The organism is Amycolatopsis sp. NPDC059021, assembly GCF_042739895.1.
Taxonomy (GTDB): Bacteria; Actinomycetota; Actinomycetes; order Mycobacteriales; family Pseudonocardiaceae; genus Amycolatopsis.
Genome location: NZ_JBHYIQ010000001.1, coordinates 23,021 through 45,104 on the forward strand (window position 1 = coordinate 23,021; position 22,084 = coordinate 45,104).

Consider the following 22,084-nt stretch of genomic DNA (forward strand, 5'->3'; position numbering starts at 1 on the left):
ATTCTGTTTCGTTCATTCGTATATTTCCCCAGGTTCATGATGGTCACGGTGACCTGCGTCGCTGCTCGACGGTAGCAGGGTTTACGAGGATTTCTGTCGGTAATTGCCCCGTCCCTTCGGGCAGACCTTCCGGCCCTTTGATGCGCCCCTCGATCGCCGAATTTGACGTTATGGTTGGGAAGCGCGACGAGTTCTGCGAGTCTTCGCGTTCGTCGGCCAGGGGGCGAGACCACACGGAATGTCCGGATGTCCGCGTTGAGTGCGAAGGCGCGCAAGCGGGGGGAGGTTGTCATATGTCATTTCGATCGGCAGGGCCGGCCGGTTCGGTAGCGGATTTCGGCCTGAATCACTTCGCCGTGCGAGTGAACGGCACGCGAATGCTGGCCGATCTCGACGAACTCGCCACCTACGGTGTCGATCCCGGGGGAGGCTTGTCCCGGCTCGGGTTCACCGCCGAGGAGGATTCGGCGCGCCGCTTTCTGCGCGAGGCGGCCGGACGCGCGGGACTCGGCAGCACCGTGGATCAGGCGGGCAACCTGTTCCTCCACCCCGGGAAAGCGCTTCCGGACGATCCGGTGGTGCTCATGGGATCGCACGTCGACACGGTCCGCCGTGGTGGTCGCTTCGACGGTGCGTACGGAGTCGTCGCCGCCTTGGAGGTCCTCCGGACCTTGACCGAGCACGACCTGCCGACCCGGCACGCCCCGGTCGTGGTCGCGTTCGCCAACGAGGAGGGGGCACGTTTCCCTTGCCCCTTCTGGGGTTCGCTGGCGGTCACCGGGCAACTGGACGCCGCCGCGTCCACTGTCGACCGCGCCGGCCACTCGATTCGTGAGCCGCTGGCACGCGCCGGCGGCGACCTGGACGCGATCGGCGACGCCGTCTGGCCGCCCGGCGCGGTCGGGGCCTACCTCGAACTGCACATCGAACAGGGACCCGTGCTCGAATCCCGCGGCGTCCCGATCGGTGTGGTGACCGGCATCGTCGGCCGCGCCATCGTGGAGTTCGACGTGCGCGGCAGGCAGAACCACGCGGGAACCACGCCGATGGACCAGCGGCGGGACGCCCTCGTGGCCGCGGCGAAGCTGGTGCTGCGGATCGAAGCGCTTTCAGCGGAGCGGAACTTGTGCGCGGTCAGCACCGTTGGTGAGCTCGGCGTCGAGCCCGGCCAGGCGAACGTCGTGCCGGGCAGGGCCCGGTTGACCGCCGAGATCCGGGATCTCGACGCCGCCCGCCTGGAGGTCGCCGAGGCGGTGCTCCGCGAGGAGGCCGCGAGGATCGCGCGCGAGACCGGGGTCGGCATCGAGTGCGTCACCACCATGCGATCGGCGCCGGTCCGGACCGCGCCGCCGCTGCGCGCCGCGATCGAGGCGGCGGCCGCCGACCTCGCACTGCCCGCGATGGCGATGCCCAGCGGCGCCGGGCACGACGCGCAGCTGATCGCCGCCGTCGCGCCGGTCGGAATGATCTTCGTGCCCAGCCGTGGCGGAATCAGCCACGCGCCAGAGGAGTACACCGCGCCGACACATCTCGTCGCGGGCGCCAACGTCCTTCTGCACGCAGCGCTCCGCGCCTGACGAGCCGGGGCAACCGAGGAAACAGGAGCAACCATGCCGAACGACATCGTCGAACACGAATTCGAGTACCAGGTCGTGGTGAACGAGGAAGAGCAGTACTCGATCTGGCGACTGGGCAAGGAAATCCCGAAGGGCTGGCGGGCCGACGGGACCCGTGGGTCCAAAGAGGACTGTCTGGAGCACATCGAGCGGGTCTGGGTCGACATGCGGCCGTTGAGCCTGCGCTCCTTCATGGACAAACAGGCCGCCGAGAGCTGATCCCGACCCGCGTCATGAGGCCCATCCGAGGAAGTATGCGTGCATTCAGAAGGCCGTTCGCCGTGCAGTGCCTGGCGGCGCGCGACCGCATCAGCCCGATGATCCGGTGTACCCCGGTCCTGACCGCCCCGGCCGCGAAGATCCACCTGAAGTGCGAGAACGAACAGACCACCGGCTCGTTCAAGGCGCGCGGCGCGCTCAACGCGCTGACCGCGCTCGCCCCGGACGCGGTCGTCGTCGGATCGTCCGGGAACCACGGCATCGCCACCGCGTGGGCCGCCTCCCGGCTGGGGATCGGCGCCACGGTGGTGATGACCGAAGCGGCGAGCGCGTTCAAACAGGACCGGATCCGGCGGCTGGGCGCGCGGGTGGTCACCTGCCCCGGCGGGAACAACGCCAGGGGCGACCGGGTCACCGAGATCGCGGCCGCGACCGGCGCGGTCGCCGTGTCCTCCTACGATCACCCGCTGGTGGTGGCCGGTCAGGCTTCGGTGGGCTTCGAGATCCTCGAGCAGGTGGCCGGGGCCACGACCATCGTCGTCCCGGTCGGCGGCGGCGGGCTGCTCGCCGGTGTGGCCACCGCGGTGGAGATCTCCGGCAGGCCGGTCCGGGTGATCGGGGCCGAGCCACGGGCGGCCAACGACACCGCGCTCTCGCTGGCGGCCGGCCGCCGCGTCATGATCGATCCGCCGGTCTCCATCTGCGACGGCGTGCTCGCCCAGTCCCCGGGAGAGTTCACCTTTCCCTTGATCCAGCGCCTGGTCGACGACGTCGTCGAGGTCGGCGAGGACGACGTCCGCGCGGCGATGCGGGAGCTCGCCCTGCTCGGCATGACCGTCGAGCCGACCGGGGCGCTGGCCTTCGCCGCCGCACGCGCCCTGCCCCGCACCGGGGGCACGGTCGCCGTGGTGAGCGGCGGGAACGTCGAGCCAGCCGAGTTCCGCCAGCTCACCGGTGCCGTCCCGCACCCCGCCCGTTCCTGACCGTCACGTTTCGGAGGATGTCGATGTCCGGCGAACTGCGGCCCATGCCGCTGTCCTTTTCGCAGCAGCGGCTGTGGTTTCTGGATCAGCTCGAGCCGGGGAGCGCCGAGTACGTCGTGCCGTTCGCGTGGCGGCTGACCGGCGATCTCGTCGTCTCCGCGCTCGAAGACGCGGTCACCAGGGTGGTGGCCCGTCACGCGGTGCTCCGCGTCCGTTTCGTCGCCGAAGACGGTGAACCCGCGCAGCTCGTCATGGCGGCGGAACCGTCCCGCCTGCCGGTCTTCGACGCTGGGGGAGCGGATCTCGGCAAGGTGGTGGCGGATTTCGCGGCCGGGGCGTTCGACCTCGGCCGCGGGCCGCTGTGGCGTGCGGGCCTGATCCGGGTGACCGGGCGCGAGCACGTGTTCGTCTTCGCCGCGCACCACATCGTGATGGACGCCTGGTCGGCGCGGAACCTGGTGGACGAGCTGGGCGAGTGCTACCGGGCGGCACTGGCCGGGCGGGAACCGGACCTGCCGGAGCTGACCCTGCAGTACCCGGATTTCGCGCGGTGGCAACGGGAATGGCTCGACGGCCCGGCCGTGACCAGGCTGCTCGGCCGTTGGCGCCGCCGGCTCGACGGGCTCCGGCCGCTCGACCTGCCGACGGACCGCCCGCGTCGCGGGCTTTCCTCGGCCGAGGGCACCGCCGTCGAGTTCACCGTGCCACCGGAGGTCGCCGAAGGACTCGCCGGGCTGGCCAGGGAACACCGGGTGACCCTGTTCATGATCGCGCTCGCGGCGGTTCAGGTGGTGCTCGGCCGCTACTGCGGGCAGGACGACGTCGCGGTCGGCACCTCGATCGCCAGCCGAGGCCGTGAAGACGCCGAGGCGCTCATCGGATTCTTCGTCAACACCCTCGTGTTGAGGACCGACCTGTCCGGTGACCCGACGTTCGCCGAGTTGCTGATCCGGGTTCGCGAAGTGGCCATCGACGCCTACGAAAACCAGGATCTGCCGTTCGAGCGGCTGGTCGAGGAACTGCACCCGGAGCGGGACCTGACCCGCACCCCGCTGATCCAGGCGTTGCTCGTGCTGAACACCTCCTTCGACGACCTGGCGCTGGACGGGCTCGGCGTCGAAGCGTTCCCGGTCGAGTTCCTGCATTCGAAGTTCGACCTGACGGTCGGCTTCGTCGAGGGCGCCGGTGGCCTGTCCGGTTCAGTGCGCTATCGGACGGAGTTGTTCGACAAGGCGCGGATGACCCGCATGTGCGGGCATCTGCAGCAGATCCTCGCCACCGTCGTCCGTGATCCAGGGCTCCGGCTGTCCGAGTTGCCCATGCTGACCGACGCCGAGCACGAGGAACTGTTGCGTGGCAACAGAAATCCGCCGCGGCCGGAGCTGCTTCACGCGTGTTTCGAGAAGCACGCCAAGGACTCTCCTGACGCGATCGCGCTCAGCGGCCCGGCAGGCGAGAACCTCGGCTACGGCGAACTCAACGCCAGGGCCAACCGGCTGGCGCGGCATCTGATCGAGGCGGGAGCGGGAACCGGCGCACCGCTGGGCATTTTCCTGCCGCGTTCGACCGAGGCGATCGTGGGCATCCTCGCCGCGCTCAAGGCAGGCCTCGGCTATGTCGCCCTCGACCCCGCATACCCGCCGGACCGGCTCGCGTTCCTGTTCGCCGACAGCGGGATCGAGCTGGTGCTCACCGACCGGGACCACGCGGCCGGTCTCCCGCCGGGATTCGCCGGACAGCGGGTGGATCCGCACGACCCGGCGATCGCCCGCCATGCCGCGCACGACCTGGGTCTGCCGGTCCATCCGCTGGGTATCGCGTACGTCGCGTACACGTCGGGTTCGACCGGACGACCGAAGGGTGTCGTGGCCACTCATGCGGCGGTGTCGACCAGGATCCGGCATCTCCGCGACGACTACGACCTGGACCAGGCCGACGTCGTCCTCGGGCTCGCCGGTCTCGGTTTCGACGCCTCGGCGCGCGAGATCTTCGGTGCGCTGACCGCCGGGGCACGGCTGGTGCTGGCCGAGCCGGAAGCGGCGAAGGACCCGGCCGGTGTGGTGGGTCTGCTCGCCTCGGCGCGGATCACGGTGCTCGCGAGCGTGGTGCCGACGGTGCTCTACGAACTCGCCGCCCACCCGGTCGAGTCGGCCGAGCCGGCCGCCGTCCGGCTGGTGCTGTGCAGCGGCGAGCGGTTGCACGCCGAGCGTCTGGCGGGCTCGTGGCTCGCCGGGAAGGTGGTCAACCAGTTCGGCCCGACCGAGACCACGATGACCGCCACGCGGGTGCGCGTGCCCGCCGGGGCCGGATCGTCGTGGCGCTACGACGTCGGTTCCCCGGCGGGCGACACCACCTTGTACATCCTCGACGAGGCACTGAATCCGTGTCCGATCGGTGTGCCCGGCGAGCTGTACATCGGTGGTCCCGGCGTCGCTCGCGGGTATCTGGGCCGGCCGGGGCTGACGGCCGAGCGCTTCGTGCCCGATCCGTTCGGCGGCGACCGGCTCTACCGCACCGGTGATCGCTGCCGCTGGTCGCCGGCCCGCACCGTCGAACATCTCGGACGCGTCGACAACCAGCTCAAGATCCGGGGACTGCGCGTCGAACCGGGGGAGATCGAGGCGGTGCTGCGCGACCTCGGCCCGGTCACCGACGCCGTGGTCGCCGTCCGCGAGGACGTCCCCGGCGACCAGCGGCTGGTCGGCTACTTCACGTCGCCCGGCGAGCCGCCCCCGACCTCCTGGCTGCGTGCCGAGCTGGAGCGGGTGCTGCCCGCCGAGTTGGTGCCGTCGGTCTTCGTGGCGCTTCCCGTCCTGCCGCTGACCGCGAACGGCAAGGTCGACCGCAACGCCCTGCCCGCTCCCGGATCCGAGCGGCCGGAACTCGGCGAAGACCTCGTACGGCCGCGGACGGCGGCCGAGACGGCCATCGCCGACGTCTGGCGGGAGGTGCTCGGCATCGACGAGGTCGGCGTCCTCGACGACTTCTTCGCGCTGGGCGGTCATTCCCTGCTCGCCGCACACGTGGTGGCCCGGCTGCGGACCAGGCACGGGTTCGCGTTGCCCCTGCGTACTTTCTTCGAGGCACGCACGGTCGGGGCGCTGGCGGCGCTGGTCGACGACACAGCACCCGCCGAGGCGGACGAGCCCGCCTTCGAAGAGCCTGTCACGCGAACCGAGCTTCACGGCCCGGCACCGCTTTCCTTCGCGCAGCAGCGGTTGTGGTTCCTCGATCAGCTCGAGCCCGGCAGCACCGAGTACGTCATTCCGCTGGGCTGGGAGCTGTCCGGGGTGGTCGACGCCGGTGCGCTGCGGACCGCGTTGACCGAGGTGGCGACGCGCCACCAGACCCTTCGGACCACCTTCACCACGGTGGACGGCGAGCCCGCCCAGATCGTCTCGCCGCCGGGACCGGTGCCGTTCACCGTGCTCGACGCACGCGACGGTGAGCTCGGCGCACTGCTGACCGCTTTCGTGGCTGAACCGTTCGACCTGAGCACCGGTCCGATCTGGCGCGCGCGGCTGATCCGGACCGGACCCCGGCATTCGGTGTTCGCCTTGACGATCCATCACATCGTGGCGGACGCGTGGTCGGCCGCCATCCTCGTCGACGAGGTGAGCCGGGCTTACCAGGCCGTCGTCGAAGGACGCGAGCCGGCGCTGGCGGATCTGCCGATCCAGTACACCGACGTCGCCAGGTGGGAACGCCGGCGGCTGAGCGGGTCCACATTGGACGGACCGCTGGCGTACTGGCGCGACCAGCTCGCCGGTCTCGCCCCGCTGGAACTTCCCACCGACCGGCCCCGCACGGCCCCGGCCGCCTCCGACGGCGCCGCACTCGACTTCACGCTGCCTGCCCGGGTCGCCACCGGACTACGCGAACTCGCCCGAGCCGAGGGCACGACGTTGTTCATGGTCGTCCTCGCCGGCCTGCAGTCCGTGCTCGCGCGCTACACCGGCCAGGACGACATCGCCGTCGGCACCCCGGTCGCCCGGCGCGCCCGGCCGGAAACCGAACCGCTCGTCGGCATGTTCGTCAACACCCTCGTCCTGCGGACCGACGTCGGCGGGGACCCCGCGTTCACCGATCTGCTCGCCAGGGTGCGCGACACCACGCTGAGCGCGTACGAACACCAGGATCTGCCGTTCGAACGGCTCGTCGAGGAACTGCGCCCGGACCGGGACCTCACCAGGACGCCGCTGTTCCAGGTCTCGCTTTCGGTGAACAACACCCCACCGCTGCGGCTGCGGCTGCCCGGCCTGAGGGCACTCGACCACCCGTTGTCCACCCACCGCGCCAAGTTCGACCTGGCACTGGCGTTCACCGACAACGCCGAGGAGTTCTCCGGCGTCATCATGTACCGCGCCGCGCTCTTCGACGAAAGCCGGATCGAGCGGCTCGGCGATCATCTGCGGACGTTCTTCGCCGGCGTCGTGGCGGATCCCGGTGCCCGGCTTTCCGAACTCCCGCTGCTCACCGCGGACGAACGCAGGACGGTCGTCGAGCAGTGGAGCGCCGGGCCGGCCGAACGCCGGGAAACGGCCGAGCGGCCGGGATGGATCCACCGGCTGATCTCGCGGCACGCGGAACAGCGGCCGGACGCCGTGGCGGTGCGCGCCGCCGACGGCGGCACACTGAGCTTCCGTGAGCTGGCGAGCCGCGTCGACGGCCTCGCGGGTTACCTGCGGGACCGTGGCGCCGGACCGGAGGTGGTCGTCGGGATCTGCCTGCCGCGCCGGCCCGAGGCGATCGTGGCCCTGCTCGCCGTGCTGCGCGCCGGAGCCGCCTATCTGCCGCTGGACCCACGGCATCCCGTGGAACGCCTCGCCTTCATGATCGAGGACGCGCGAGCGGAGATCGTGCTCACGGACACGACGCACGCGGCCGGGCTCGGTACCCGGATCCGTGCTCAGCTCGTCGACGTCGACGACAGCGCCATCACGGGCCACCACGGTTTCGCCGGGGAGCCCGCCGTCCACCGGGACGGCCTCGCGTACGTCATCTACACCTCCGGCTCCACCGGGACGCCCAAGGGAGTCGAGATCACCCACCGGGGGCTGACGAACTACCTCGCCTGGGCCCGCGCGAGCTACGCGTTCCCCGGTGACGGTGGCGCGGTCCTGCATTCGTCGCTCGCCTTCGACATGACCGTCACCTCGGTCTTCCTGCCGCTCCTGAACGGCCGCGCCGTGCGGCTGACCGAGGAGAACGCCGATCCGGCCGGGCTGCTGCCCGCGCCCGGCACCGCCCTGATCAAGCTGACCCCGACCCACCTCAGGATGCTCGACGGCGCCGCCTTCCCGCCCGCCGTCGTCGTCGGTGGTGAAGACCTGCCGTGGGCCGCGGCCGCCGGCGTACTCGCCGCGTTGCCGCCGGGCGGATACCTGGTGAACGAATACGGGCCGACCGAGACGGTGGTCGGCTGCTGCGTGCACACGGTGCCCGCGGCGGCCGCCGCAGGCGAGGGAAGTGTCCCGATAGGACTGCCGATCGCCGGGACACAGGCCTACGTACTCGACTCGGCGATGTCGCCGTGTCCCCTCGGCGTCGCGGGGGAACTGTACGTCGGCGGCGCCGGCGTGGCTCGCGGATATCGAGGCGGGCCAAGGCAGACCGCGGAGCGGTTCGTCCCGAATCCCCTCGGCCCTGGGCGGCTCTACCGGACCGGGGACGCCTGCCGCTGGTCGGCGGCGGGACATCTCGAATACCTGGGGCGCACCGACTTCCAGGTGAAGATCCGCGGCCACCGCGTCGAACTCGGCGAGATCGAGGCGAAGCTGCTGGAGCAGCCGGGTGTCGCCGAGGCGGTGGTGATCGCCAGAGAGGACACCCCCGGCGACCGCAGGCTCGTGGCCTACCTCGTGCCTGCGGCGGAATCGCCCCAGCTGCCGGTGCTTCGCGCGCACCTGGCGGAATCCCTGCCCGGCTACCTGCTCCCCTCCGCGTTCGTGGTGCTGCCCGCCTTGCCGCTGTCGGGCAGCGGAAAGGTGGACCGGCGCGCGTTGCCCGCTCCGGACAGCGCGCGGCCCGACCTCGGCGACGACGGCCCGGTCCTGCCGCGTGGCCTGCTGGAGGAACTCGTCGCCGACATCTGGCGCGACGTCCTCGGTGTCGACGTGGTCGGGGTCTTCGACGACTTTTTCGCGCTGGGCGGTCATTCCCTGCTCGCCACCCAGGTCGTGTCCCGGCTGGCCCAGACCAGCGGCCGCGAGGTCCCGCTCAGGCTGCTGTTCGAAGCACCGACGGTGGCGGGACTGGCGCGGCGGCTGTCCGGTGCGGGTGACGGCGCCGTGCTGAGCCCGATCCCGCGCGCGGATCGCACGGCGGAACTCCCGCTTTCCTTCGCGCAGCAACGATTGTGGTTCCTCGACCAGTTCGAGCCCGGCAGCACCGAATACGTCGCGCCGATGGCGTGGCGGCTGACCGGGGACATCGAGGTGGTCGCGCTGGAAACGGCCTTGGCCAGGACCGTGGCGCGGCACGAGGTACTGCGGACGTCGTTCCCGACCGTCGAGGGCAAGCCGTCCCAGCGCATCGTCACCGGCCAGCCGGTGACGATGCCGGTCATCGAGCCGGGCGACCGGCCGGTCGATCAGGTTGTCGCCGAATTCGTCTACCGGCCCTTCGATCTCGGAGAAGGTCCTTTGTGGCGCGCCGCGGTCGTGCGGACCGGACCGCGGGAGCACGTGTTCGTCCTCGCCATGCACCACGTCGTCGCCGACGCCTGGTCGTCCAGCGTGCTCGTGCGCGAGCTGAGTCACCACTACCGCGAGGAAGCCGCGGAGCTTCCGCCGATCACCACGCAGTACGCGGATTTCGCCGCCTGGCAACGAAACTGGCTGACCCGGCCGGTGCTGGAGCGGCAGCTCGGGTACTGGCGCGATCAGCTGGCCGGCGTCCCGGCGCTGGAGCTGCCCACCGACCGTCCACGGGAGACGGTCCGCTCGAACGACGGCGCCGCGGTCGAGTTCACCGTGCCCGCCGAGGTCGCCGCCGGACTGCGGGATCTGGCGCGGGACCAGCGGGTGACGTTCTTCATGGTGGTCCTCGCCGCGGTCCAGACCGTGCTCGGCAGGCACGCGGGACAGCACGACGTGGCGATCGGGACGCCGATCGCCGGCCGCAACCGCGCCGAGGTCGAGGGCCTGATCGGGTTCTTCGTCAACACCCTCGTCCTGCGCACGGATCTGGCGGGTGACCCGTCCTTCGCGGAGCTTCTCGAACGCGTCCGCACGGTCACCCTCGACGCCTACGAACACCAGGACCTGCCGTTCGAACGGCTGGTGGACGAGCTGCGGCCCGATCGCGACCTGGCCCGCACGCCGCTGTTCCAGGTCATGCTCACCGTCGACAACACGCCACCGGGGGAGTGGTCGCTTCCCGGCGTCGAGGTCACAGAGTTCCCGCTCGGCGCTCGTCACGCGAAGTTCGACCTCACCTTCGCGTTCACCGACACCGAGGACGGGCTGACCGGCGTCATCCGTTACAGCACGGCATTGTTCGACGCCGGCCGGGTGACCCGGCTGGGCGAGCACATCCAGCGGCTGCTGGGTGCCGTCGCCGAGGACCCGGGCACACCGCTGTCGGAACTGCCGTTGCTCACCGAGCGGGAACACGCCAAGGTCGTCCACGAGTGGAACGCGGGCGACGCGCTGCCGAGCGGACCCCAGCTGATCCACGAGCTCGTCGAGCGCCACGCCGCCGAGCGCCCGGACGCCGTCGCGGTCACCGACACCGACGGCGCGACGCTGACCTACGGCGAGCTGAACCGGCGGGCGAACCGGCTCGCCCATCACCTGCGCGCGCTCGGCGCCGGTCCGGAACGGCTCGTCGGGGTGTGCCTGCCGCGGTCGGTCCGGACCGTGGTCAGCCTGCTCGCCGTGCTCAAGTCCGGCGCCGGGTACCTGCCGCTCGATCCCGCCTACCCGGCCGAACGCCTCGCGTTCATCCTCGGCGACACGCGTGCCGAACTCGTCATCGCCGATTCCGGCACGGCTGAGGGGGACTGGGCGAGCGAGGTGGTGAACCTCGACGACTCCGGGCTCGCCCCGGTACTGGCGGCCCGGCCGGACACCGATCCGCGGCCGGTCATGAGCCCGGGGAACCTCGCCTATGTCATCCACACCTCGGGCTCCACCGGCAAACCCAAGGGAGTACAGGTCAGCCACGCCAACGCGTGCCGCCTCTTCGACGCGACACGGGAGACCTTCCCGTTCGACGAGCACCAGGTGTGGTTGTCGACGCACAGCTACGCGTTCGACTTCTCCGTCTGGGAGATCTGGGGCGCGCTGACCACCGGCGGGCAGACGGTGATCGTCTCGAACGCGGTGGCACGCGATCCCGGACGGCTGGCCGGAGTCATCGCCGAGCGGGGAGTGACCATCCTAAGCCAGACCCCGACTTCGTTCCGGACGCTGATGGCGCCGGTGATCGCCCGCGGTCCCGGCAGGCTCCGGTTCGTCGTGTTCGGCGGCGAGGCACTCGACCTGACGATGCTCGAGCCGTGGTACTCCGACGACCGGGCCAGGGACGTCACGTTGGTCAACATGTACGGCATCACCGAGACGACGGTGCACACGACGTCGCTCGTGCTGTCCGCGACGACCGGCGGTGACGCCGCGGCCAGCCCGATCGGCAGGCCGCTGGCCGACCTGCGCACGTACGTGCTGGACGCGGACATGGCGCCCTGCCCGATCGGCGTGCCGGGGGAACTGTATGTCGGTGGCGCCGGGGTGGCGCGAGGCTACCTCGGCCGCCCGGGGCTGACCGCGGAGCGGTTCGTCCCGGATCCCTTCGGCGCGGGCAGGCTCTACCGGACCGGCGACGTCGGCCGGTGGTCGGCGAGCGGGGTCCTGGACTACCTCGGCCGGTCCGATCACCAGGTCAAGATCCGCGGGTTCCGGATCGAGCTCGGCGAGATCGAGGCGAGGCTGATCGAGTCCGGCGACGTCGCCGCGGCCGTGGTGGCGGCGCGGGAGGACAAGCCCGGTGAGCGCCGCCTGGTCGGTTACGTGGTGCCCGCCGGCCGGACGCCGTCGGTCTCGGACCTGCGCGCGTGGCTGGAGCGGACCCTGCCCGGCTACATGGTGCCCTCGGCTTTCGTCTTCCTGCCCGCCTTGCCGCTGACCTCGACCGGCAAGGTCGACCGCCGCGCACTGCCCGCTCCCGACACGTCCCGGCCCGACCTCGCGGCAGGCTTCGCCGAGCCGCGCTCGGCGACGGAGAAGCTGCTGGCCGACGTCTGGGCCCAGGTCCTCGGCCTCGACCGGGCCGGGGTGTTCGACAACTTCTTCGACCTCGGCGGGGACTCGATCCTCAGCATCCAGATCGTCGCCAGGGCCGTGGCGGGCGGTGTCCGGATCACCCCGCGCATGGTGTTCGAGCACCAGACCATCGCGGCGCTGGCGGCGGCCGCCGAGACGGCACCGGTCGTGCGCGCGGAGCAGGGGGTGGTGACCGGAGACGCGCCACTCACGCCCATCCAGCGCTGGTTCTTCGCCGGAAACCCGCCCGATCCCGATCACTACAACCAGTCGGTCATGGTCACCGTGCCCCGGGAAGCGACCGAGCGGGATCTCGCGGTGGTGCTCGGCAAGCTCGTCGAGCACCACGACGTCCTGCGCGCGCGGTTCGCTCCCGGTACGGACAGCTGGACGCAGCCCGGTGTGCCCTGCGCGCCCGCCGATCCTTTGTTGACGGTGCGATGCGCGGACGAGGCCGCGCTCACCGCCGAGGCGGATCGGCTGCAGGCGAGCCTCGACATCGGAAGCGGTCCGGTCTTCCGCGCGCTCCTCGCCGATCTCGGCACCCGCGGGCGGCGGCTGCTGCTCGTGGCGCATCACCTGGTGGTGGACGGGGTCTCCTGGCGAGTGCTGCTCGAAGACCTGGAGACCGGCTATCGCCAGGTGCGTGCCGGGCAGCCGATCGCATTGCCCGCCAAGACGACGTCGTTCCTGCAGTGGGCCAGGATGCTGCCGGAGTACGCGCTTTCGCCCGCCGCGGCCGACGAAGGCGCCTTCTGGCGGAAGACCGCGGGATCGGGGGCCGCGGTGGCCGTCGATCACCGCGGTGGCGACAACACCGTCGAGTCGGCGGCGCGGATCTCGCGTGAATTGAGCGCGGAAGCGACCCGCGCGCTGCTCGTCGACGTGCCCGCCGCGTACCGGACGCAGATCAACGACGTGCTGTTGACGGCTTTGGCGCTGGCGATCCGGCCGCACGTCAGTGCCTCGGACGTCGTCATCGATCTGGAGGGGCACGGCCGCGAAGACATCCTGCCGGGGGTGGACCTGTCCAGGACCGTCGGCTGGTTCACCTCGATCTACCCGGTGACCCTCACGACCGACGACGACGCGGGGATCGCCGGAGTGCTCAAGGAAACCAAGCAGACGCTGCGCGAGATTCCGCGCAACGGCGTCGGTCACGGAATCCTGCGCCACCTCGCACCCGACGGGGCGGGGCTCACGGATTCGGGCGGGCAGATCCTCTTCAACTACCTCGGGCAGTTCGACAACGTGCTCGCGGCGGACCGCACGTTCGGCGGTGCCGAGGAAGCACGCGGGAGGGGACAGGCCGCCAGCGGGCGGCGATCCCATGTGCTGGAGCTCAATTCCGAAGTCAGCGGCGGCGTCTTCCGGATCAGCTTCGGCTACTCCCGCAACCTCCACCGCGCGGAAACCGTGGCCAGGCTCGCCGACGCGTTCATCGCCGAACTCGGCGCGGTCATCGCCCACTGCACCGCACCGGGCACCACCGGCGCGGTGCCCGCGGACTTCCCGCTCGCCGGTCTCGATCAGCAGACCCTCGACATGATCATCCACGGCTACCGAAGGGACGTCTGATGGAGTCCTCGCCCCTCGAAGACATTCTGCCGCTGTCGCCCATGCAGGAGGGAATGCTGTTCCATACCCTGCTCGACCCCGGCAGCGGCGTCGACTTCGAGCAGTTGCTGTACCGGTTCGACGGACCGCTCGAGGAGGCCGCGCTCGAGAAGGCGTGGCAGCAAGTGGTGGCACGGCACAGCGCGCTGCGCGCCCGGCTGCTCTGGCAGGGCGTCGACCGTCCGCTTCAGCTGATCGAGCGGACGGTCCGGGTGCCCTTCACGGTGCTCGACTGGTCCGGGGACGGCTTCGCGCGGGCGGAGCGGCTCGACGAGTGGCTCGAGCGGGACCGGCGCCAGGGGATCGCACTGGCCGAGGCACCGCTGCTGCGGGTGACGCTGTTCCGCGTGGCGGCGAGGGAACACCTGATGGTGCTCAGCTTCCACCACGTCCTGCTGGACGGCTGGAGCGTCCGGCTGGTGCTGCGCGATCTCATGACGTACTACCGCGCCGCCGTCCGAGGCCGTCCGTCCACTTTGGAGCCCGCGCCGAAGTACAGCTCGTTCCTGCGCTGGCTCGCCGCGCAGGACACCGCCGCAGCCGAGCGGTACTGGAAGGCGGAGCTGGCGGATTTCAGCGCCCCGACGAAGATCACCGCGGATCGGCCGGGCACCGATGACGGCTTCGCCACGGTCGAACTCGAACTCGACGCCGAGGAGTCGGCACGGTTGCGGGAGTTCGCCAGGACGCAGCGGATCACCGTCAACACCGTCCTGCAAGGGGCGTGGGCCCTGCTGCTGTCTCGCTACACCGGTGAGCGCGATGTGGTGTTCGGCGCGACCATGAGCACCCGGCCACCCGAAGCCGAGCGGGTCGAGTCCATGGTCGGGCTCATGATCAACACGCTGCCGCTGCGGGTCCGCGTCGAGCGGGCGCGGCCGGTCGGCGCGTGGCTGAGGTCGGTACAGGAAGCTCAGCTGGCCTTGCGCCAGTACGACTACACGCCCCTGGTGCTCGCGCAGAGCAGCAGCGGGGTGCCGCAGGGAACTCCGTTGTTCGAGACCCTGCTCGTGTTCGAGAACTATCCCGCCGCGGCCGCCGAGGATCAGCCCGCCGACGGGCTGGAGCTCGTCCCGATGGGCGCCCGCGAACGGAACGGCTACCCCCTCAGCGTCGTCGCGGCGGTCCGCGACCTGCTGCGCATGGAGATCACCTACGACCGCTCGCGGTTCGACCGTGACCGCGCGGATCTGCTCGCCGGGCATCTGCGGACGCTGTTGCTCGGTCTCTCGGCCGATCCCGCGGCCGCGGTGGGGGACGTCGGCATCCTCACCGCCGGGGAGCGGCGGCGGATCGTGTCCGAATGGAACGACACCGCGGCCGAGTATCCGCGTGACCGCTGCGTGCACGAGCTGTTCGAAGCGTGCGCGGCCCGGCAGCCCGACGCGGTCGCCGTGGTGGACACCGACGGCACGCGCCTGACCTACCGCGACCTGAACGAGCGGGCCAACCGGCTGGCCCGGCACCTGCGCGCCCTCGGGGCCGGGCCCGAGCAGCGGATCGGGATCTGCGCCGGCCCGTCGGTGCGGGCGCTGGTGGGGATCTTCGGCATCCTCAAGGCGGGCGCCGCCTACGTGCCGCTGGATCCGGGATATCCGGCCGAGCGGCTGCGGTTCATGCTGGACGACACCGGTGCGGAGCGGGTGATCGTCGAGCAGGAAACACTCTCGAACGTGCCGGCGGAGTACGCGGACCGGACCATCCTGCTCGACGCGGAGGTCTCGGTGGCCGCGCGGCTGCCGACGGGAAACCCCGATACGCCGGTCCGGGCGGACAACCTCGCCTACGTCATGTACACCTCCGGCTCCACCGGCCGCCCCAAGGGCGTGCTGGTGGCGCACCAGGGCCTGGTCAACTACCTGTGGTGGGGGATCGAAGGCTACGGGCTGGCCGGCGAGTCCGGCGCGCCCATGCTCGGCTCGATCGCGTTCGACCTCTCGATGCCCAACTTCTTCCTGCCGCTCATCGGCGGCAAGGACGTCACCCTGCTCTCGCCAGACCGCAGCCACGACTCCCTGAAGCGGGTGCTGGCCGAACCCGGGGATTTCAGCCTGCTCAAGATCACCCCCGGGCACCTCGACCTCCTGCGCGGCATGATCGGCGAGGACGAGCAGCTCGATTCCGTCCGCACCTACGTGGTCGGCGCCGACGAGGTCAAACCGGAGACGCTCGCGGCGTGGCAGCGGATCGCCCCCAAGTCACGGGTGATCAACGAGTACGGCCCGACCGAGACCGTCGTCGGCTGTTCGATCTACGTCGCGGACGAGCGGTTCGACCCCTCGGTGCCGGTGCCCATCGGGCGCCCGATCGCGAACACCCGGATGTACGTGCTCGACGAAGCGCTGAACCCGGTGCCTGCCGGCGTCGTCGGCGAACTCTGCATCGGCGGTGACGGCGTCGCCCGCGGTTACCTCGGACGGCCGGGCATCACCGCGGAGCGATTCGTGCCCGATCCCTTCGGCGCCGGCAGGCTTTACCGCACCGGGGATCTGGCCAGGTTCCGTCCCGACGGTGACCTCGAGTTCCTCGGCCGCACCGACCATCAGGTGAAGATCCGCGGCTACCGGGTCGAACTCGGTGAGATCGAAGCGCGGTTGCTGGTGCTCGAGGGCGTCTCCGAAGCGGTGGTCGTCGCGCGCGAGGACACACCGGGGGACCGCAGGCTGGTCGCCTACCTCGTCGCGGACGGCGGACTCGCCGAGCCCGAGGTCCGCGAGTGGGTCGAAGCGGTGCTGCCCGGCTACATGGTGCCCGCGGCTTTCGTGTTCCTTCCGGCACTTCCGTTGTCGGGGAACGGCAAAGTGGACCGGCGCGCGCTGCCCGCACCCGACGGCGCCCGTCCCGGCCTCGCCGCGGGCCCGGTCCGGCCACGGACCCCGACCGAGGAACTGGTCGCCGACGTCTGGTCCGAAGTGCTCGGGATCGACGAAATCGGGGTGCTCGACGATTTCTTCGCACTCGGCGGGCATTCGCTGCTGGCCACCCAGGTGGTGTCCAGGCTGAGCAGGCTCGGCGGTACCGAGGTGCCGCTGCGCGCCCTGTTCACCTTCCCCACGGTCGCCGAACTGGCGTGGCTGCTCGACGAACGGCGGACCGGCCGGGCGATCCCGGCCATCGAACGCGTCGACGGGGACGTGTTCCCGTTGTCCTTCGCACAGCAGCGGCTCTGGTTCCTCGATCAGCTCGAACCGGGCAGTACCGAGTACATCGTCCCACTGGCCTGGCGCCTCACCGGCGAACTCGACGTCGCCGCGCTGGAAACCGCGCTCGGCGGGGTGGTCGCGCGGCACGAGATGCTCCGGACGACGTTCGTCACCGAGGGAACCGAGCCCAGACAACGGATCCACCCCGCCGGGCCGGTCTCGCTTCCGGTGGTCGACGTCGACCCCGATGCGCTGGACAGCGCTGTCGGTGCGCTGGCCCGCGACCCGTTCGATCTGGCGACCGGGCCGTTGTGGCGAGCCGCGTTGTTCCGGGCCGCGGAGCACGAACACGTGCTGCTGTTCGCCACCCACCACATCGCGATGGACGCCTGGTCCGCGCGGAACCTGGTCGGCGAACTCGGCGAGGGGTACCGGGCCGCGCTGCGCGGCGCGGGGCACGAAACCCCGGCCCCGGCGGTCCGGTACGCGGATTTCGCCGTCTGGCAACGGAACTGGCTACGCGGCGAAGTGCTGGAGGAGCAACTCGGCTACTGGCGGGACAAACTCGCCGGTATCCCCGCGCTGCAATTGCCGACGGACCGTCCGCGCGCCGCTGTCCGCGCGACGGAGGGCGCCGCACTGGAACTGGTCATGCCCGCCGAGATCGCCGCGGGTCTGCGCGGGCTCGCCAGGGAGCGCCGGACGACGTTGTTCATGGTCGTCCTCGCCTGCGTCCAGCTGGTCCTCAGCCGCTACACGCGCCAGACCGACGTCGCCGTCGGCACCCCGATCGCCGGCCGCAACCGCCGGGAAGTCGAAGGACTGATCGGCTTCTTCGTCAACACCCTGGTGCTGCGCACCGACCTCGGCGGCGATCCCCGGTTCGTCGACCTGCTCGACCGGGTCCGCGAGGTGACGATGGGCGCCTACGAGCACCAGGATCTGCCCTTCGAGCGGCTCGTCGAGGAACTCCAGCCCGAGCGTGATCTCGCCAGGACACCGCTGTTCCAGGTCATGCTGTCGGTCAACAACGTCCCTTCCGCCGGCTGGGAGCTTCCCGGCGTGCACGCCGAGGAGTACGGATTCACCACGGGGCAGGCGAAGTTCGACCTGACCCTGGCCTTCGCCGACACACCCGGCGGTCTGCTGGCCGGTATCCGGTACAGCACCGCGCTGTTCGACGCCGGACGCATGCGCCGGCTGGGCGAGCATGTGCGGCGCCTCTTCTCGGCAGTCATCGCCGATCCGAAGGCCCGGCTCTCCGACCTGTCCCTGCTTTCCGAAGCGGAGCACGAAGGCCTGGTGAACGGCCGCAACGCGGACCGCACCAGCCGCGTGCCCGCGGGCGTGACCGGATTGCACCAGCTCTTCGAAGAGCAGGCCGCCCTCCGGCCCGACGTCGTCGCGCTGGCCGGGGCCGGTGAACTGACCTACGCGGAGGTCGAGCATCGGGCGAACGCGCTGGCCCGGCGGCTCCGGCGGAACGGCGCCGCTCCGGAGACCTTCGTCGGGATCTGCCTGCCGCGCGGCCCGGAAGCGGTGATCTGCGCGCTCGCGGTGGCGAAGACCGGAGCGGCGTTCGTGCCGATCGACGGACGACAGCCGGGGGACCGGGTGTCGTTCATCCTCGACGACACCGGCACCCGGCTCGTGCTCACCGACACCACGACCGCCGAACGCGCGCTGAACGGATTCGCGGGCAAGGTGCTCCTGATCGACACCGACGACAGCGACGACACCGAACCGCCGCCGTCCGTGTCCGTCCCGGCCGAGATCCACCGCGACAGCGCCGCGTACGTCGTCTACACGTCCGGTTCGACAGGGCGTCCCAAGGGCGTAGTGGCCACCCACGCCAACGCGCTGGCACGCATCGGCTACCTGCGTGACGAGTACGGAATCGTGCCGGGGGACACCGGTATCGCGCTCTCCGGCTGGGGTTTCGACTCCTCGGTGCGCGAAATCTTCGGCGCGCTGTCGGCGGGAGCGAAGCTGGTGGTCGCCGAACCCGACATCGCCAAGGACCCCGACGCGGTCGTGGCCCTGCTCGCCGAGCACCGGGTGACGACGATCCTGAGCGTGGTGCCCACGCTGCTCTACGAACTGGCGGCGCGGCAGGCACCGGAAGGCGGGCTGAACGCCCTTCGCCTCGTCCTGTGCAGCGGTGAGCGGCTGCACGCCGAGCGGCTGGCGGACTGTGCCTGGCTCGCGGGCAAGGTGGTCAACCAGTTCGGCCCGACCGAAACCACGATGACCGCGACGCGGATCAGGGTGCCGGCGGGCAGCGGACCGTCGTGGACCTACGCCGTCGGCCGTCCCATGGCGGACACCGAGGTGTACGTCCTGGACGAGGCGATGTCGCCGTGCCCGGCCGGGGTGCCCGGCGAGCTCTACATCGGCGGCGCCGGAGTCGGCCGGGGCTACTGGCATCGGCCGGGCCTGACCGCGGAACGGTTCCTGCCCAACCCCTTCGGCGACGGCAGGCTGTACCGCACCGGCGACGTCTGCCGCTGGGGACCGGACCAGGTCCTCGAACACCTCGGCCGATCCGATCACCAGATCAAGATCCGCGGCTTCCGCGTCGAGCTCGGGGAGATCGAGGCACACCTGCGCGCGCTCGAAGCCGTCGCCGAAGCCGTTGTGAGCGCGAAGAAGGACGATCGGGGAGACCTGCGGCTGGTCGCGTACCTCGTGCCCGCCGACGGCGAGCCGCCGGTGTCCGAGTTGCGTGCGGCGCTCGAGGAAAGACTGCCGGACCACCTGATCCCGGCCCGGTTCGTCCTCGTTCCCGCGCTGCCGAGGACCGCCAGCGGGAAGGTCGACCGGCTGGCTCTGCCGGACCCCGACTCGGCGCGGCCGGAACTCGGATCGCGTTTCGTGGCACCGCGTACCGAGCTGGAACGCGCGATCGCCGCGGTCTGGTGCCAGGTGCTCGGCGTCGACCGGGTCGGCGTGTCCGACGACTTCTTCGACCTCGGTGGCCATTCGCTGCTCGCCGCGCACGTCGTCGCCCGCCTGCGGACCCAGCACGACCTCAAGGTGCCGCTGCGCGCGATCTTCGACGCGCGCACCGTCGCGGAGCTGGCCGGGCGGATGACGGACCGGCGGCAGGAGGCACCCGCGCCCGGCCTCGTCCCGCTGAACACCGGGCCCCGCGACCGCACCCTGTTCTGCGTGCACGAAGGAACCGGCAGCATCACCGGGTACTACGGGCTGGCACGCGCGCTGGAGCCGCACTTCGCGCTCGTCGGCGTCGACTTCGACGAGTCGCTGGTGACGGCTTCGGCGGCCGACCAGGTCGCGGCAATGGCCGCGGTCTACGTCGAGCGGATCCGGCGGTGGCAGCCCGCTGGCCCGTACCGCCTGTGCGGGTGGTCGTTCGGCGGCATCGTCGCCTACGAAGCCGCCGCCCAGCTGACGCGGGCCGGAGCCGAGGTCGGCTGGGTCGGCCTGGTCGATTCCGTCGTACTGGCGCCGGAAACCCGCAACCGCGACGAGGTCGATCAGCTGCTGGACGAACTGATCGCGCTGTCCGCCGACATCGCGGACGAGGAGTGGACCGAGCTCGCCCCGCGCCGGCTGACCGCGCATCTGCGCCGGCTCGACTTCCGCGAGGAACAGCTCGGGCTCGGCAAGGAGGCGCTGGAGAATACCTTGCGCCGCAACAGGTTCTTCCGGATGGCCAAACGGAACTACCGGCCGCTGCCCGCCGACGTCCCGCTCACCGTGCTGAAGGCGACCGAAGGCAACTGGACGTTGTCCTGGTACGAGGCGTGGCGTGACTACGCGCCGCGCGCCGAACTGCTGGAGACGCCGGGAACGCATCTGTCGATACTCGAAGAACCTCAGCTCACCAAGGTGGTTTCCGTGTTCAGGGCCGGGCTGGAGGCGGCGGAATGACTCCCCGCGAAGAACACGACGTGGCCGAGGCGGGTGAAGCCGGAACGGCTGATCCTCCGAAGCCACCGGTGCCGCTGAGCAAGAACCGCGATTTCACCTTGCTCTGGGTGAGCCAGCTCGCGTCCGTGCTGGGCAGCAGGATGTCCTACGTCGGCTATCCGTTGCTGGTGCTGTCGCTGACCGGGTCACCGGTGCTCGCCGGCCTCGTCGCCACCGCCAGGGGCGTGCCCCAGTGGCTGCTCGGCCTCCCCGCCGGCCTGTTCGCGGACCGGTGGGACCGCCGCAAGCTCATGCTCACCTGCGATCTCGTCCGCTGCGTCGCACTCACCAGCATCGTCGCCGGGCTCGCGACCGGCTGGCTGACGTACCCGCACGTCATCGCGGTCGCACTGATCGAAGGCGCGGCGACCGTGTTGTTCTCGCCGGCGGAGGTGGGCGCGTTGCGGCACGTGGTGCCCGCCGTGCAACTGCGGTCCGCGACCGCGCGCAACGAAAGCCGCGAATACGGCGCGATGCTCGCCGGGCCGCCGATCGGCGGGGCGCTGTTCTCGGTCGCCTCGTTGCTGCCGTTCCTCGGTGACGCGTTGTCGTACCTCGTCTCGTTCACGACGGTATCCATGATCAAGACGCGGTTCCGGTCCGCTCCGGCGCCCGACACCAAGACGCTGTCGCTGTTCTCCGGTGTCCGAGACGGGCTTCGCTGGGTCGTCCGCCAGCCCTTCCTCCGGGGCAGCATCCTCATGGTCGCCGCCACGAACCTCGTCGGGAACGCGATGCCCACGCTGCTCGTCGTCATCGGGCACGAATCCCACACGCCCGCCGCGGTCGTCGGGACCGTGCTGACCTTGGCGGGCGCGGGCGGGCTGATCGGGTCGTTCGCCGCGGCGTGGGCGGCCGACCGGATTCCCGCGTCCTGGGTGGTCATCGGTTTCCCGTGGGTATGGGCCGCGCTGCTGCCGGTCATGCTCGTCACCGGCGACATCATCGTGATGGGCGTGGTGTTCGGGCTCATGCTCGCGGCCGCGCCGCTGTGGAACTCGGTGCTTTCGGCCTACCGCATCGTGCTCGTCCCCGACGCGCTGCAGGGCCGCGTCGACAGCGCCTGCCGGTTCTTCAGCCAGTCGGTGACCCCGCTCAGCCCGGTGCTGGCCGGCCTGCTCCTGCAGTACTACGGCAGCACGACGACCGTGCTGGTCCTGCTCGGCTGGCTGCTGCTGGTCGCGCTGGCGGGCACCGTCGTCCCCGCGCTGCGGCACCCGCCCGCGCTGCCCGGCGAAGACAAGCAGCAGACAGCGGATCCCGTCACCTGACCGGATCCCCGCTCCCACACCGAAAGGAACCATCCG

6 protein-coding genes are annotated in these 22,084 nt (G+C 70.9%); all 6 read left to right on the forward strand.

What is annotated here, in order from left to right; translation table 11 throughout:
- The first annotated feature begins 362 nt into the window (after nucleotides 1-362).
- Genes ACFWX1_RS00090 through ACFWX1_RS00115 form a run of 6 tightly spaced genes read left to right on the forward strand, consistent with a single transcriptional unit; the run spans nucleotide 363 to nucleotide 22,048 of the window.
- Nucleotides 363-1,577 (forward strand): Zn-dependent hydrolase, encoded by a 1,215-nt coding sequence (locus ACFWX1_RS00090; RefSeq protein ID WP_378382574.1) that lies wholly within the window; start codon nucleotides 363-365, stop codon nucleotides 1,575-1,577.
- 33 nt (nucleotides 1,578-1,610) lie between these two features.
- A complete protein-coding gene (locus ACFWX1_RS00095; protein WP_378382575.1) occupies nucleotides 1,611-1,835 on the forward strand; it encodes an MbtH family protein in 225 nt (74 codons plus the stop codon).
- Between the two features lie 35 nt (nucleotides 1,836-1,870).
- The gene (locus tag ACFWX1_RS00100) at nucleotides 1,871-2,818 is read left to right on the forward strand and encodes a pyridoxal-phosphate dependent enzyme (RefSeq protein ID WP_378382576.1); all 948 of its coding nucleotides are present in this window, start codon (nucleotides 1,871-1,873) and stop codon (nucleotides 2,816-2,818) included.
- A gap of 23 nt (nucleotides 2,819-2,841) precedes the next feature.
- Nucleotides 2,842-13,659 carry an amino acid adenylation domain-containing protein gene (locus ACFWX1_RS00105; protein WP_378382577.1) on the forward strand — a complete coding sequence of 3,606 codons (10,818 nt, stop codon included), beginning with the start codon at nucleotides 2,842-2,844 and terminating at the stop codon, nucleotides 13,657-13,659.
- On the forward strand, nucleotides 13,659-20,738 hold the full coding sequence (locus tag ACFWX1_RS00110) for an amino acid adenylation domain-containing protein (RefSeq protein ID WP_378382578.1): 7,080 nt from the start codon (nucleotides 13,659-13,661) through the stop codon (nucleotides 20,736-20,738). Before ACFWX1_RS00105 ends, ACFWX1_RS00110 begins: the two co-directional genes overlap by 1 nt.
- The gene (locus ACFWX1_RS00115; RefSeq protein WP_378382579.1) at nucleotides 20,735-22,048 is read left to right on the forward strand and encodes an MFS transporter; all 1,314 of its coding nucleotides are present in this window, start codon (nucleotides 20,735-20,737) and stop codon (nucleotides 22,046-22,048) included. The genes ACFWX1_RS00110 and ACFWX1_RS00115 overlap by 4 nt, the downstream gene beginning before the upstream one ends.
- Nucleotides 22,049-22,084 lie beyond the last annotated feature (36 nt).

Bases quoted from the DNA above. Each gene is read 5' to 3' on its own strand.
- ACFWX1_RS00095 (WP_378382575.1), top strand. From the start codon at position 1,611: ATGCCGAACGACATCGTCGAACACGAATTCGAGTACCAGGTCGTGGTG.
- ACFWX1_RS00100 (WP_378382576.1), top strand. From the start codon at position 1,871: ATGCGTGCATTCAGAAGGCCGTTCGCCGTGCAGTGCCTGGCGGCGCGC.
- ACFWX1_RS00105 (WP_378382577.1), top strand. From the start codon at position 2,842: ATGTCCGGCGAACTGCGGCCCATGCCGCTGTCCTTTTCGCAGCAGCGG.
- ACFWX1_RS00110 (WP_378382578.1), top strand. From the start codon at position 13,659: ATGGAGTCCTCGCCCCTCGAAGACATTCTGCCGCTGTCGCCCATGCAG.
- ACFWX1_RS00115 (WP_378382579.1), top strand. From the start codon at position 20,735: ATGACTCCCCGCGAAGAACACGACGTGGCCGAGGCGGGTGAAGCCGGA.